This window comes from Sphingomonas sp. SRS2, from assembly GCF_000971055.1.
In the GTDB taxonomy this organism is placed as follows: Bacteria; Pseudomonadota; Alphaproteobacteria; order Sphingomonadales; family Sphingomonadaceae; genus Rhizorhabdus.
This window is the reverse complement of record NZ_LARW01000114.1, coordinates 16,468-30,038: the sequence shown is the minus strand read 5'-3', so window position 1 is coordinate 30,038 and position 13,571 is coordinate 16,468. Positions and strand designations below refer to the sequence as shown.

Here is a 13,571-nt window from a genome sequence, read left to right as displayed (position 1 = left end):
GGCGGGGGCGGGGGGGGGGGGGGAGCCGCTTCGGCGCGGCCGCCGATGTTGTAGATGAGGCTCAGCAGCGCGCTGTGCGACCGCCACTTGCCGTCATACCGTGCGGTGGCGACGTCGTACGGGCGAACCTTGGTGATGGTGTAATAGCGATATTTCACGCCGACATCGAGATTGGGGCCGACCGCATAGCGGACGCCGGCGATCGCCTGCCACGCAAAGCGCTTGGCGAGCTTGAAGTCGATGAAGTCGTCGCCCGAGACGTTGTAGTTCTCGAGCTTGACGCCCGCGATGCCCGCGCCGCCGCCGGCATAGAAGGACAGACCGTCGTCATCGCCGAAATCGAACAGCGCATTGACCATCACGCCGAGCGCGGTCGTCTTGCCCGAAGCGTCGGGATAGACGCCGGGAGGGGCGCCGATGCCGCCGGCATTGGCCGGAGTGCGCGCTGGGCCGGTGGTGATGCTCTTCACCCGGGCGCTCTTGAAGGTGATTTCCTCTTCGAGCCGGATCATGCCGAAGTCGTAGCCGAGCACGGCATCGACATCGTAGCCGAGCTTGTGCTCGACGGTGGTCCGGCCACCGACGGGCGAGAAGGGCGACGGGCCGACGTCGAATTTGGTGTCACGCGGCTTCATCACGCCGCCTTCGATGCCGACATACCAGCTATCGTCACGGGCGAAGGCCGGTCCGGCGAGCGCCGTCGCGGCCAGCGCCGCCATTAAGGCAAACTTGCGCATGTTATATCCCTGTTCAATTATGCCCGACCGGACATGGTTCACCTGAAAACGCACAGGCCCGGTCCCTCATTGAGCCGGGGCGTGGAACAAACTCGCCGTTCCGGCCACGTATCGGAGTTCCGAACGGGCGGTAAACGACGCGACCCGGACGAAGTTTCCTCGAACCGACTTTATCTGTGGAACGACGGTGAACCGTTGCAAGAAAGCAACAATCCCGCTGAAGCGTCGTGCTCGCTAGAGCGGTTCACGATCTGATTGCATCAGATCGGCCGTTCTAATTCTTTGTTTTAACGCGATTTCCGAGCCGGCAGATGAACCCATCTGCCTCGAAATCGCTCTAGGCCGCCTTGCGCGCCGGCGCTCCCGCCGCGGCGTCGACCACCAGGCGCTCGAGGGTCTTCAGTCGCGCCGTGCTGGTGATCTTGTCGCCGGTCAGATCCGCCACATAGAAGACGTCGACCGCGCGTTCGCCATAGGTGGCGATATGGGCCGAGTGGATCATCACCTTCGCCTGGAACAGCGCATGGGCGAGCGCATAGAGCAGCGCCGGGCGGTCGCGGGCGTTGACCTCGATCACCGTATAGCGGTTCGATGCGCGGTTATCGATGAGCGCGGCGGGCTCGATCGAGAAGGCGTCGGAGCGCGGACGCGCATTTGGCTTGGCGAGCAGCCGGTCGGCCATGCGGTTGCGGTTGGCGAGCGCATCCTCGATCGCGATGCTCAGCCGCCGCATCCGGTCGTCCTCGTCAAAGGGCTGGCCAAACGGGTCCTGGACGAGGAGATTGTCGATCGCCATGCCGTCGCGGGTCGTGTGGATGCGCGCGTCGATGACGTTGGCGCCGGCGAGATGGATCGCGCCGGCGATGCGGTAGAACAGGCCGGGATGGTCGCCCGCATAGATGCTGACCAGCGTCGCGCCGCGATCCGGATCGGGCGACGCGACGATCGACAGCGCCTTGTTCCCGGCATCGGCGACCTCGATCATCCGGGCATTGCCCTCCAGGATATCGACGCTCTCGGCGACCCAATAGGCCTCCGGGAAACGCGTGACATATTTGGCGAAGCGCGCATCATCCCATCCCAGCCGCTCCTGCAGCTGCGCATGTTTGGCCGAGATGCGCTCGCGCCGCCCGGTCTGCTTGTGGCCGAGCCGCAGCACCTCCTCCGCCGCCGTATAGAGATTGCCGAGCAGCTGCGCCTTCCAGCTGTTCCACACGCCGGGCCCCACGGCGCGGATGTCGACCACCGTCAGGCACAGCAGCAGGCGCAGCCGTTCGGGCGACTGCACCCGCTCGGCGAAGTCGAGGATCGTCTTGAAATCCGACAGGTCGCGCTTGAACGCGGTGTCCGACATCACGAGGTGATAGCGCACCAGCCACGCCACCGTTTCGGTTTCGGCCGCGGTCAGCCCGAAGCGCGGACCCAGCTTTTCGGCGACCTCGGCCCCCAATTCGCTATGATCGCCGCCGCGCCCCTTGGCGATGTCGTGGAGCAGCACCGCGGTATAGAGCACGCGGCGCGACAGCACGCCCTGGATCACCTGCGACGAGATCGGATGATCGTCCTTCAGCTCGCCCTTCTCGATCTGGCTGAGCAGGCCGAGCGCGCGGATCGAATGTTCGTCGACCGTGTAATGATGGTACATGTCGAACTGCATCTGCGCGACGACGCGGCCGAAATCGGGCACGAAGCGGCCGAACACCCCGGCCTCGTTCATCCAGCGCAGCACCGCCTCGGGCGTGTGGTGCGATGTCAGCACATCCATGAACAGGGCGTTGGCGCGCGGATCGCGGCGAACGGCATTGTCGATCAGCCGCGCATCGCGCCCCGCCGCGCGCATCGCCAGCGGATGGATCTCCAGCCCCTGGCGGTCGGCGATGACGAACATCTGGATCAGACGGATGGGATCCTGTGCGAAGAAATCGTCCGAGGGGATGGCGAGCCGCCCGCGTTCGAGCACGAAGCCGTCGAGCCTGGTCGGCTTGCGGCGCAGGCTGGGCAGGCCGAAGCGCCGCCCGCGTCCGGCGAAACTCTCGTCGATATGCGCCAGGAAGATCGCGGTCAGGTCGCCGACCCGCTTCGCCATCAGGAAATAATGCTGCATGAAGCGCTCGACCGCCGATTTGCCGGGGCGATCGGCATAGCGCATCCGCCGGGCGATCTCGGGCTGGACGTCGAAGGTCAGCCGCTCCTCGGGCCGCGCCGCGATGATGTGGAGGTGGCAGCGCACCGCCCACAGGAAATTCTCGGCCTTCTGGAACTGGCGCAGCTCGGCCCGGGTCAGCAGTCCCTTGTCGACCAGCTCGGCGACCGACAGCACCTGATGGACATATTTGCCGATCCAGAACAGCGTGTGCAGATCGCGCAGGCCGCCCTTGCCTTCCTTCAGATTGGGCTCGACGACATAGCGGCTGTCACCCATCCGCTGGTGGCGCAGGTTACGCTCGGCCAGCTTCTCCGTGACGAAGGTCTTTGCGGTGCCGGCGACGATGTCGCGACGGAACGACAGGCTCGCCTCGTCGTACAGCGCCTCATCGCCCCAGACGAAGCGTCCTTCGAGCAGCGCGGTACGAATCGTCAGGTCGCTTTTCGCCATGCGCAACATCTCGTCGAGCGAGCGGCTCGAATGGCCGACCTTCAGGCCAAGGTCCCACATCGAATAGAGCATCGATTCGATGACCTGTTCGGACCAGCTGGTCTGCTTCCACGGGGTCAGGAAGGCGATGTCGACATCCGAATGGAGCGCCATCTCGCCGCGCCCGTAACCGCCGACCGCCATCAGCGTCAGCCGCTCGGCGGCGGACGGGTTGTTGATCGGATAGAGCCGCTCGGTCGTGAAGTCGTAGATCAGCCGCAATATCTGGTCGGTCAGGAAGGCATAGGCCGCCGCTGTCTCGGAGCCCCGGATCGGCGCTTCCTCCAGCCGCCGGGCGATCTCCGCCCGCGCGGTGTCGAGCGCCCCCTTCAGGATCGCCGTCGCCCCGCCGCGTAGCGCCGCGGTGTCGCTGCTCCCCGGCAGCAGGTCGCCCAGCGCATCGGCGACCGCCCGGCGATCGATGATCGCGCGGCGATGCGGCAGCAGGTCGAACTTGGTGGCCATGCTGCGCACATAAGGAGGAATGGGCGGAGGTGGAAGCGCCAAGCGCCTCCACCTCCGCCCATCAGTCCTCTCCGCCAAAGCGGAACCGGACGCCGCCGTTGAGCACGAACCCCTCGGTCGGCCCCCAGACGTCGACCGTCCAGCGCCCGTCGGCGGCGCGCGCCGGGCGCGGCAGGGGGTCGTGCCGCGTCTGGCGCGCTCCCAGGATATTCTCGGCGTTCAGAAACAAGCGCGCCCGTCCGACCGCGATTTCCCCCAGCATACCGATCTCGACATAGGGTTTGCTCCGCGTCCGGTACGGATTGTCTTCGAGCGACTGGCGGCCGGTATAGTAGAACTCGAAGCCGATCCGCCCGCTGTCCTCCTTTTCCCACATCGCGACGATGCCGGCGCTGTGGCGCGGGGTCAGCGGCTTGGCGCGACGGCCCCCCGCCGGATCGGGCTCGGTCGCGTCGACATGAACATAGCTGCCGGTCACGGTGACAGCGGGCCAGCGATAGCGCAGCAGCAGTTCCCCGCCGCGTATCCGGCTCTCACCCGCGATGTTGACCAGCCGGACCCGCTCGGGGAATCCCGATGGTCCGGTGCCGAACGGGTCCAGCTCGGTCGTGCCGCGCATGTTCGAGCCGAAGAGGGTGGCGGTCGCCTCGATCGGACCTTTAGCATAGCCGAGATCGAGTGAGGCCGTCCGCGCGGTTTCGGCGCGTAATCCCTGCAGCGGCTCCAGCCGCGACAGTCCCGCCGCCTCAATCTCCTCAACGAACGGCGTCGGGGCATAGAAGCCGCGCCCGCCCGACGCGCGCACCGTCCACGGGCCAGGACGCCACAGCAGCGACAGGCGCGGGCTGAGCCGGGTGCCATAGCGGTTATGAGCATCGACACGCCCGCTGCCGGCGAGGGTCAGCGTATCGGCGATCTCCTGTTCAAGCTGGGCGAAGATGCCGGGCACGCGATAGCTGTAGTCGAAGCTAGGAAAGGTCTTCGAGTGGAAGCTGTCGCTCTGCCAGGCGACCCCACCGACCCAGTTGCTGCCGCCGCTTTCGCCCGCCAGCGATGCTTCGGCGAACAGGGTGCCATGCCGGTCCCACTCGGCGACCGCACCAAAGACATGCCGATGCCGTTGCGTCATCCCGGCGCCCCGTACGCTGACCGTGCCGAGTCCTTCGACCGGCAGGCTGGCCACCAACCCTCCATCATAGCGGGTGCTGCGCTGAGTCTGCGCGAAGGCGCTGCCGTCGGGCACCGTCCGTCTGGCGAGGGTGCCGCCGGCCCGCGTCTCGGTCATCGCGCCCAGCGTCACGAACAGGCTCTGGTCGGCCTCGCCGTTCCAGAACAGCCGGGGACGCACCGTCGCGCGCCGATAGCCGGGCATGTCGATCCAGCCATCGTCGTCGATGTCCTGGCGGCGCTGACGGTGCAGCCCGCCGGTGATCGAGCCGCTCCAGCTCTCCGAAAGTGGCGACGCCAGATAGGCCGTCGCATCCTGTCCGTTGCGGCTGGTCGCGTTGAGCAGCACTTCGGTTTCGGCGAAAGCGCGCGGGCGGCGAGAGACGAGGTTGATCACCCCGCCCAGCGCGGAGGGGCCATAGAGCGCCGAGGACGCCCCCTTGATCACCTCGACCTGACCGAGATCGGTCGGGGGGATCTGAAGCAGGCCCAGCGAGGACGCCTGCCCGCCATAGAGGGGTAGGCCGTCCGCGAGCAGCTGGGTGAAGCGGCCGTCCATCCCCTGCACGCGGATGTTCGCCGCGCCGAGCGCGGGAGACGTCACCTGAACCCGCAAGCCGCCTGTCTCGCTGAGGATCGTCGCGACATTGCCGGGCCGCATCAGGATCTTCTCCTCGATCTCCTCGCGGTTGACGACCTCGACACGGACAGGCTCGTCCTGCACCCGGCGGCGCGATCGGGTCGCCTGAACGATGATATCATTGCCATGATCGGGATCGGCTTCGATCGGAGCGGCAGCGGGGGGTATCTGGGCGGCGGCCATGTCGGCCGTCAGCAAGACGGGTCCCGCAAGCAGGACCGCGCGCGTAAGAATGCGCATGAAAAAATCTCCTGAAAAACTGAAAGGATCGCGCGGGCGGCAGGGCCGGCGCGATTTTTTCGGCATTTCAGGCTGACGGCGGCTCCACCGGTGGCTGCTGCGAACGGCTGTACAGCACGGCGACTGGCGCGGCGCACAGGATCGCCTTGACCACGATGGCGCCACCGATCGATGCCGCGCGAGGGCCCGGGGCGGCCGGGCAATGATGATGCCCGCCATCGGCGGCATTCCCAGGGGCGCCATGCGGCGCAGCGCCGCTATCGTCATGATCCTGGGTCTCGAGCAGTTGCTGCGCGACATGCTCGCGCGCCTGCGCCTCATTGCCGATATGCACGCCGCAGCACAGCACGGCCGTGAGGATCAGCAGATGCAGGAAGCGGCGCATGTCCGCGCCTTAGGGCCTCCGGTCAGGCACCGCAATGGCGGCATGCGGTCCGATCGCGGCGCACCGGTTCGCAGCAGGCAGGACATAGCTCCATCGCCCCGGGCTCGGGCACGATCGCGGCGTATAAGCCGGTTGAGGGCAAGCGCAGCACCATCGCAAGCGCCAGCGGGCCGCCAAGCAGCGCAAGCAGGAGCCAGCCGATCGACGACCGGTCCTTCGCCATCGCGATCGTCATGACGATCACCGCGCCGGCGCACCACAGCAGGACGGCGGCTTCGCTCAGCATTCCTCGCCGGACAGGCGGTGCCCGGCACGCGTGGCGGTCGGGCGCGGCGCGGGGCTTGCGATCGATCCCGCCGCCAGAATGGCCAGCAGCGACAGCGCGGTGCGGACTTCGGCGAAGTCGTCGCCCTCGCCCGCGCGCACCATCGCCGCCTCGCGGGCATAGCCGCGCTGATCGAACAGCTTCGCCGCCGCCGCCCGCGCGGCGCGCAGATCGTCGGAGTCGTGGGTCACGGCTTGCGCGGCTCGACCAGCGGCCCGTCGGCGCCATAGGGCCGCCATGGCCGGCTGATCCGTCCCTCGCCGGCCTTGAAGAAATATTGGCTGCACACCAGCCAGCCCTTCAACGGCCGCAGCGGCAGGATGCAGGTGATCAGCAGCAGCGGCACTGAGGTGCACAGCTGCACCCAGAGCGGTGGAGTGAACCAGATTTCGAGCATCAGCGCGAAGGTGACGGCAGGGATGCAGCCGAAGCAGATCACGAAGAAGGCCGGCCCGTCTGCGGGATCGGCGAAATCATAACTGAGCCCACACTGGTCGCATTCGGAGCGCAGTTTCAGAAAGCCGTCGAACAAGCGGCCCTCGCCGCAACGCGGGCAGCGGCCACGCACCCCGGTTTCGACGGGTTCGAGGCGGGGCCAGACGCGCTCATGATCGGACATCGCAAAGCTCCTTACCGGATATTGCCTGCGATGTAGGATATTGTATGGATACCACAACCAGACATAATCGCGGGCATAATCCATGCAAAGCTGGCTTGAGCGGCTGCCCGACAGCCCCGGCCCCAAATATCTGGCCATCGCCGATGCGATCGAGCAGGCGGTGCGCACCGGGGCGCTGCGCCCCGGCGAGCGCCTGCCGCCGCAGCGGGCGCTCGCCGACCGGCTCGGGGTCGACCTCACGACGGTGACGCGCGCCTATGGCATGGCGCGCGACGCCGGGCTGATCGAAGGGGCGGGACGGCTCGGCAGCTATGTCCGCAACAGCGCCGGCCTTCCGCTCGCCGATCTGACCGGCGACAATGGCATGATCATGCCGCCCCAGCCGGGATCGGCGCTGCTGCCGGAGGCGATCCGCACCGGGATGACGAAGCTGCTCCGCGCGGGCGGTCAATCGCCGTTGCTGCAATATCAGCCGAGCGGCGGCGCGCTACGTGACCGGCAGGAGGCGGCGATCGCCTTTGCTCGGCGAGGAATAACCACCGGCGAGGAAGAGGTGGTCGTCACCGCGGGCGGGCAGAACGCGCTCCACGCGATCATCGGCACGATGTTCGCGCCCGGCGATATCATCTGCGCCGGGCGATCGACCTATCCCGGCCTGCTCGCGCTTGCTCGTCGTTTCGGGCTGCACGTGCGCGTAGTGACGGGCGATGGTGACGGGCTCGATCCCGATGCGATCCAGGCAGCGGCGCTCGCGGGTGCGAAGGCGGTGTACATCGTACCCACCAACGATAATCCGACCAGTGCGACGCTCGACATCGAACGGCGGCTATGGCTGGCGGCGATCATCCGCCGCCACGGGCTGATCCTGATCGAGGACGACGCCTATGGACAGCTGCCCGCAAAACCACTGCCCCCGCTCGCCGCGCTCGCCCCCGAATGCACCTGGCATATCGCCAGCGCGGCCAAGATCATCTCGCCGGTGCTGCGCGTCGCCCATGTCCGCGCGCCTTCGGCACAGGCGGCGCGACGGCTAGCGGGGGATATCCACGAGACTGCGATCATGGCCCCGCCGCTCAACGCCGCGCTGGTCACCCTGTGGCTACGTGACGGCCTGTTCGGCGAACTCGTCGCCAAGGTCCGCGCCGAAGGCATGGCGCGCCAGCGGATCGCAGCGCCGTTCCTGACCGGGATCGACCATGCCGCGCATCCGGAGGGCTATCATATCTGGCTGCGCCTGCCGCAGGACGCCGATCCCGCAGCGCTCGCCGCGCGCCTCAGCCCCACTGGCCTCTCGATCGTGCCGGGCAGCGCCTTCGCGGTCGACCCCGCCACCGCCGAATCCGCGCTGCGCATCTCGATCGGCGGCGCGATCGATCATGTCCGGCTGGGGCGAGCCTTCGCCGGACTGAGGGGGATGATCGAAGAGGGTCTGTGACGAACTAGCCGCTCATCCTGAAGAGCCATCGGGCTCGTCGAGATCGTGTCTGGACGACGTCACGGTCCGCGGGATGAGCGGGTTTATCTGAGCGATCCGAACTACTGCAGCACCGGCCCATGTTTCCGGTCGAGTCCCGAAAGCGCCCGATCGATCCCCGAGAGGGCCGCCCGGCGATCTTCCTCCGCCATGCCGCGCGCCTGTGCGACCGATGCGCGCGCATCCGCCAGCGCGGCGCGGACCTCGACGCGATCTTCGGGATGCGAACGGCCAGCGCGGGCCAGGGCGGCGTTGCGCGCCTGGGCGGCGGCGGCCAGCGCCTCGCGGCGAGCTTCGCCCGCCTCGCGCTGGGCCCCGGCGACTTCGCGTTGCGCCTCGATCGCCTCGCGCGCCGCCTCCCGTGCGGCCTCCCGCGCCTCGATGACGGCCTCGTGAATCTCGGCCCGCTCGGCGGCGCTGAGCCGGCCATCGTCCGCCATGCCACGCGGCGGCAACGGGGCAGCGGGCGCCGCCGGCGGGGCCGGTGGGTTGGGCGCGGCAATCGGGGCAGGCGGCACCGGCGGGATCGGGGCGATATGCGGCGCGGTGGTCGCGGCCACCGCGCCGCCGATCATCAGCGCGGCCAGCGCCGCTGCCGCACCCAATCGCGTCGCCCTGGACATCTGCCTGCTCATCACATTTCTCCAGCTCGGTTCGGCAGGAGAATTGGAGGCATCGCGATCTGCTGCAACGCAGTTTCGATGAACCAACGGTGCGAATGGACGAACGTTCAGCACCCCTCACGGCTTAGGGGCGAACACTTAGGTAAGACTCCCGATGTACCCCGGACCGCCGAAATACGTTTATTCAGCGGTAGACCATCGTGCTGGCGGCTTGGGGACGCGTCCGGCGATTGTGAGAAAGCCCCCTCGCCTATGTTGCTCGTCATGACCTGTCCCGATTCGCGCCAGCGACCCGACTCCCCCAATGGCATGGGAATCGCGCGCTCCTGGATCCGGACCTGCCTATGATGGGTACAGGCAATGGCCTCCGCATGACCGAAGACGTCTACGTCGCGCTGGTCTGCACCATCTTCACCACGCTGTCCCCGACCCTGATCATGGCCAGCAGCTTCCTGATCATCGGAGGCTGGATCAGCATCCATTCGCATGATCCGATCTTGATCGGCCTGCTTGCCGGCGCCACGATCGCCATAATTGGCCGCGTCGCGATTTTGCTGATGCATCGCAAGGAGGTGCAACGCCCCGGCTTCACCGGTGTCCGCGCCGGCAAACTCGAGCGGCGCTTCGCCGTCTTCTACCTTGCCTTCGCGCTGTTCTTTGGCCTGTTCGCGGCGCGCGCATTCGCGATCGGCTCGGTTGACGAGCGGCTGCTGCTGGTCGGGTTGCTGTTCGGCTATGGCGCGGGCGTCGCCGCCGGTATCTCGCTCAGACCCTGGATCGGCATCCCCAGCGCCATTATCGCGATCGTCCCGACGATAGTCACCAGCCTCTTCCTGCCTGGCCCGGGCAATTGGGGTGTCGGCCTGCTCACCGCGCTGTTCCTCGCCGGCGGGATCGAGAGCATGTTGCGCCGCTATCAGGCGACCTCCCGACAATTCGCCTTGCAGAACATGCTGTCGACGGTCGACCGTCGCGACGAACTCACCGGCCTTCCCAATCGCATCGGCCTGCGCGAGCGCTTCGGCCAGCTGATCGCGCCGACGCCGGGGGCGGAGATGATCGCGCTCCATTGTCTGGAGATCGACGGGGTCGAAGCGATCAACCACCGGCTGGGCTATCCAACCGGCGACGCGCTGCTCAAGGCGGTCGCCGAACGGCTGGCGCGGCTGATGGGGCCGGGCGAGTTCGTGGTGCGGCTTAGCGGGGCCGAGTTCGGGATCGTCCAGTCCGGGCTGTTGCAGCCGCGCCGCGCGGAGCTGCTCGCGCATCAGGCCGTCGACGTCGTCACCCGTTCCTACCTGATGTCGGGACAGGATCTGCGAATCAGCGCGCATGTCGGCTATGCGCTCGAAATTCAGCAAGACGCCGATCTGGACCGGCTGCTGAACGTCGCCCACCACGCCGCCAACCGCGCCCGGCAGGAAGCCTCGCGCGTCGTCGGCGATGGCCGTTCGAAATGGGCCAGCGAACCGAAATCCTGGGCCAATCCGGGCGCCGCCCGCGCTTTCTGAGGGCTACGGCCCCGCGCTCTCCCGCGCCAGCGCCTTCAGCCGGTAGACGATGTCGAGTGCCTCGCGCGGCGACAGGGCGTCGACGTCGATCGTCTCGATCTCGGTGCGCAGCGGATCGGGCGCGGCCTCCTCGATCTGCGCGGCGGCGGCGAACAACGGCAGGTCGTCGAGCCCGGCGGCGAGGCCTCCGGTCGCCGCGCGCCCGGCCTCGAGCTTCTTGAGCACGTCGCGGGCGCGGGCCAGCACCGGCGGCGACAGACCCGCGAGCTTGGCGACCGCGATGCCGTAGCTGCGGTCGGCGGGGCCGTCCGCGACCTCGTGGAGCAGCACCAGCTCCCCCTTCCACTCGCGCGCCCGCACATGGTGGAGCGACAGCGCGTCGAGCCGTTCGGCGAGCCGGGTCAGCTCATGATAATGGGTCGCGAACAGGCAGCGGCTCTTGTTGATATCGTGGACCGCCTCGACCACCGCCCAGGCGATGGCGAGGCCGTCATAGGTCGAGGTGCCGCGTCCGACTTCATCGAGGATCACGAAGCTGCGCTCGGTCGCCTGGGCGAGGATCGCGGCGGTCTCGACCATCTCGACCATGAAGGTCGACCGCCCGCGTGCGAGGTTATCCGACGCGCCGACCCGGCTGAACAACCGGTCGACGATGCCCAGCCGCGCCGACGTCGCGGGCACCGGACTGCCCGCCTGGGCCAGAATCGCGATTGCCGCATTCTGGCGCAGGAAGGTCGATTTGCCGCCCATGTTCGGGCCAGTGACAAGCCATAGCCGCCCCTGTTCGCTGAGGCAGCAGTCATTGGCGACGAAGCGCGCGCCCTGCGCCGCCACCGCGGCCTCGACCACCGGATGCCGCCCGCCCCTGATGTCGAAGCAGCTGTGCGATTCGAAGATCGGGCGGGTCCAGCCGCCTTCCGCCGCGCGCTCGGCGAGGCCCGCCGCCACGTCGAGCCGCGCCAGCGCGTCGGCGGTCGCGGCGATCGCGGTGGTGCGCGCGAGCGCGGTCCCGACCAGTTCCTCGAGATGCGCGGCCTCGGCGGCGAGCGCGTGCGCGCCCGACTGGCCCACGCGCATCGCCTGCTCGTGCAGATCGGTCGCATTGAAGCGCACCACCCCGGCGAGCGTCTGGCGATGGGTGAAGCCCGAATCCGCCGCCATCAGCGGATCGGCATGTTTCGCCTGCACCTCGATATGATAGCCGAGCACGCCATTATGCTTGATGCGCAGCGAGGCGATGCCGGTCTCGGCGCGGTAGCGCGCCTCCAGCGCCGCGATCGCTTTGCGCCCCTCGCCGCCCTGGCCGCGCAGAACATCCAGGTCCGCGTCATAGCCCTCGGCGATATAGCCGCCCTGCGCCGCATCGATCGGTGGCGTCGCGACCAGCGCGCGCTTGAGCAGATCGACCAGCTGCTCATGGCCAAGGAACGCGGGCAGCAGACCGGCAAGCAGTCCAGGCATCGGATCGGTCGGCCGGAGCAGGCCATGCAGCGCCTGCGCCTGATCGAGCCCGTCGCGCAGCTGGCCGAGATCGCGCGGGCTTCCCCGCCCCGCGGCCAGACGGCCAAGCGCGCGGCCGATGTCGGGCAGCGCGCGCAAGGCCGAACGCATCCGGTCGCGCAAGGCGCCGTCGCCCTCAAACAGGGCGACGAGGTCGAGCCGCTGCTCGATCGCGCCGACATCGGTAAGCGGCGCGGCGAGATCGGCCCCGAGCAGCCGCGCCCCCGCCCCGGTGACGGTGCGGTCGATCGAATCGAGCAGGCTGCCCTTGCGGCCGCCGGCCTGGCTGAGCGTGATTTCCAGGCTCTCGCGGGTCGCCGCGTCGATCATCATATGGTCGGCGACCGCGCGGCGGCGCGGCGGCTGCAGGAAGGGCAGGCTGCCCTGTCCGGCGCGGTCGAGATAGGCGATCAGCGCGCCCGCCGCCGCCAGCTCGGCGCGGGTGAACGCCCCAAAGCCGTCGAGCGTCGCGACCCCGAGCAGCCGCTTCAGCCGCTCCTCGCCACGCAGCGAATCGAAGTTTTCGCGCGGCCATGGCACCGCATTGGCAGGGATTTCGTCGAAATCCTCGGGGATGACGATCTCGGCGGCATCGAGCCGTGCGAGCTCGGCGTCCAGCGCCGAAGGCAGCAACGCCGCAATCTCGAACCGTCCGGTCGAGATGTCGGCGGCGGCGATGCCGAGCCGGCGCTCGTTGCCCTGCCCGCTGCTCGCCACCGCGACCAGCCAGTTGGCGGCGCGCGCATCGAGCAGCGCCTCCTCGGTCAGGGTGCCGGCCGTGACGACGCGGACGATCGCGCGGCCCACCAACGTCTTGGAACCGCCGCGCTTCTTCGCCTCGGCGGGACTCTCGGTCTGCTCGGCGATCGCGACGCGGTGCCCGGCCTTGATCAGCCGGGCGAGATACCCCTCGGCCGAATGCGCGGGCACGCCGCACATCGGGATCGGCGCGCCGTCATGCTCGCCGCGCGCGGTCAGTGCGATGTCCAGACAGGCCGAGGCGGCCTTCGCGTCGTCGAAGAACAGTTCGAAGAAATCGCCCATCCGGTAGAAGAGCAGGCAATCCTCCGCCGCCGCCTTCAGCCCCAGATATTGGGCCATCATGGGAGTCGGGGCCGAAGCTGACGTTCCCGTATCGATTTTTGCGTTTTGCGCCATATCTAGGCTGATAGCGGCTTGTCGACTCCCCGGCGATACCCCACAAGCATCGCGGGCAATCAGATTAGAAGGCGCCGAGGGGGGCCAAATCC

11 protein-coding genes are annotated in these 13,571 nt (G+C 68.1%); 2 read left to right on the top strand and 9 right to left on the bottom strand.

Going from position 1 to position 13,571, the window contains the following annotated elements:
* From WP12_RS18515 to WP12_RS18485, 7 genes are all read right to left on the bottom strand, one after another.
* Positions 1 to 737, bottom strand: a 737-nt coding sequence (locus WP12_RS18515; protein ID WP_046195177.1) for an outer membrane protein, incomplete at its 3' end; no start/stop codon positions are given.
* 337 nt (positions 738 to 1,074) lie between these two features.
* Positions 1,075 to 3,837 carry a [protein-PII] uridylyltransferase gene (locus WP12_RS18510; protein WP_046195171.1) on the bottom strand — a complete coding sequence of 921 codons (2,763 nt, stop codon included), beginning with the start codon at positions 3,835 to 3,837 and terminating at the stop codon, positions 1,075 to 1,077.
* 61 nt (positions 3,838 to 3,898) lie between these two features.
* Entirely contained in the window at positions 3,899 to 5,884 is a 1,986-nt protein-coding gene (locus WP12_RS18505; RefSeq protein WP_046195176.1) for a TonB-dependent receptor plug domain-containing protein, read from the bottom strand.
* 67 nt (positions 5,885 to 5,951) lie between these two features.
* Positions 5,952 to 6,269: a hypothetical protein gene (locus WP12_RS18500; protein ID WP_046195170.1), complete on the bottom strand. Its 318-nt coding sequence runs from the start codon at positions 6,267 to 6,269 to the stop codon at positions 5,952 to 5,954.
* A gap of 22 nt (positions 6,270 to 6,291) precedes the next feature.
* Positions 6,292 to 6,555, bottom strand: a complete 264-nt coding sequence (locus WP12_RS18495) for a hypothetical protein (protein ID WP_046195169.1) — start codon at positions 6,553 to 6,555, stop codon at positions 6,292 to 6,294.
* Entirely contained in the window at positions 6,549 to 6,785 is a 237-nt protein-coding gene (locus tag WP12_RS18490) for a hypothetical protein (RefSeq protein ID WP_046195168.1), read from the bottom strand. The genes WP12_RS18495 and WP12_RS18490 overlap by 7 nt, the downstream gene beginning before the upstream one ends.
* The gene (locus tag WP12_RS18485) at positions 6,782 to 7,213 is read right to left on the bottom strand and encodes a DUF983 domain-containing protein (protein WP_046195175.1); all 432 of its coding nucleotides are present in this window, start codon (positions 7,211 to 7,213) and stop codon (positions 6,782 to 6,784) included. The genes WP12_RS18490 and WP12_RS18485 overlap by 4 nt, the downstream gene beginning before the upstream one ends.
* A gap of 82 nt (positions 7,214 to 7,295) precedes the next feature.
* Between WP12_RS18485 and WP12_RS18480 the strand changes: the two genes are divergently transcribed.
* Complete coding sequence (locus WP12_RS18480) at positions 7,296 to 8,648, top strand: aminotransferase-like domain-containing protein (RefSeq protein ID WP_046195167.1); 1,353 nt, start codon at positions 7,296 to 7,298, stop codon at positions 8,646 to 8,648.
* A 101-nt stretch (positions 8,649 to 8,749) separates the two neighbouring features.
* On the opposite strand, the gene WP12_RS18475 is transcribed toward WP12_RS18480, so the two are convergent.
* The gene (locus tag WP12_RS18475) at positions 8,750 to 9,322 is read right to left on the bottom strand and encodes a hypothetical protein (protein WP_160299251.1); all 573 of its coding nucleotides are present in this window, start codon (positions 9,320 to 9,322) and stop codon (positions 8,750 to 8,752) included.
* Positions 9,323 to 9,681: 359 nt separating this feature from the next.
* Here WP12_RS18475 and WP12_RS18470 point away from each other — a divergent pair, with 359 nt between their 5' ends.
* Positions 9,682 to 10,821, top strand: coding sequence for a GGDEF domain-containing protein (locus WP12_RS18470; protein WP_160299250.1), 1,140 nt, complete (start codon positions 9,682 to 9,684; stop codon positions 10,819 to 10,821).
* A gap of 3 nt (positions 10,822 to 10,824) precedes the next feature.
* Here the strand turns inward: WP12_RS18470 and mutS are convergent, their stop codons facing one another.
* Complete coding sequence (gene mutS, locus WP12_RS18465; protein ID WP_046195165.1) at positions 10,825 to 13,425, bottom strand: DNA mismatch repair protein MutS; 2,601 nt, start codon at positions 13,423 to 13,425, stop codon at positions 10,825 to 10,827.
* Positions 13,426 to 13,571: the final 146 nt, after the last annotated feature.

Excerpts from the sequence above, each read along its gene's own strand:
- WP12_RS18505 (WP_046195176.1), bottom strand. The coding sequence starts at position 5,884 with ATGCGCATTCTTACGCGCGCGGTCCTGCTTGCGGGACCCGTCTTGCTG.
- WP12_RS18485 (WP_046195175.1), bottom strand. The coding sequence starts at position 7,213 with ATGTCCGATCATGAGCGCGTCTGGCCCCGCCTCGAACCCGTCGAAACC.
- WP12_RS18495 (WP_046195169.1), bottom strand. The coding sequence starts at position 6,555 with ATGCTGAGCGAAGCCGCCGTCCTGCTGTGGTGCGCCGGCGCGGTGATC.
- WP12_RS18470 (WP_160299250.1), top strand. The coding sequence starts at position 9,682 with ATGACCGAAGACGTCTACGTCGCGCTGGTCTGCACCATCTTCACCACG.
- WP12_RS18510 (WP_046195171.1), bottom strand. The coding sequence starts at position 3,837 with ATGGCCACCAAGTTCGACCTGCTGCCGCATCGCCGCGCGATCATCGAT.
- WP12_RS18480 (WP_046195167.1), top strand. The coding sequence starts at position 7,296 with ATGCAAAGCTGGCTTGAGCGGCTGCCCGACAGCCCCGGCCCCAAATAT.
- WP12_RS18475 (WP_160299251.1), bottom strand. The coding sequence starts at position 9,322 with ATGAGCAGGCAGATGTCCAGGGCGACGCGATTGGGTGCGGCAGCGGCG.
- WP12_RS18500 (WP_046195170.1), bottom strand. The coding sequence starts at position 6,269 with ATGCGCCGCTTCCTGCATCTGCTGATCCTCACGGCCGTGCTGTGCTGC.
- mutS (WP_046195165.1), bottom strand. The coding sequence starts at position 13,425 with ATGATGGCCCAATATCTGGGGCTGAAGGCGGCGGCGGAGGATTGCCTG.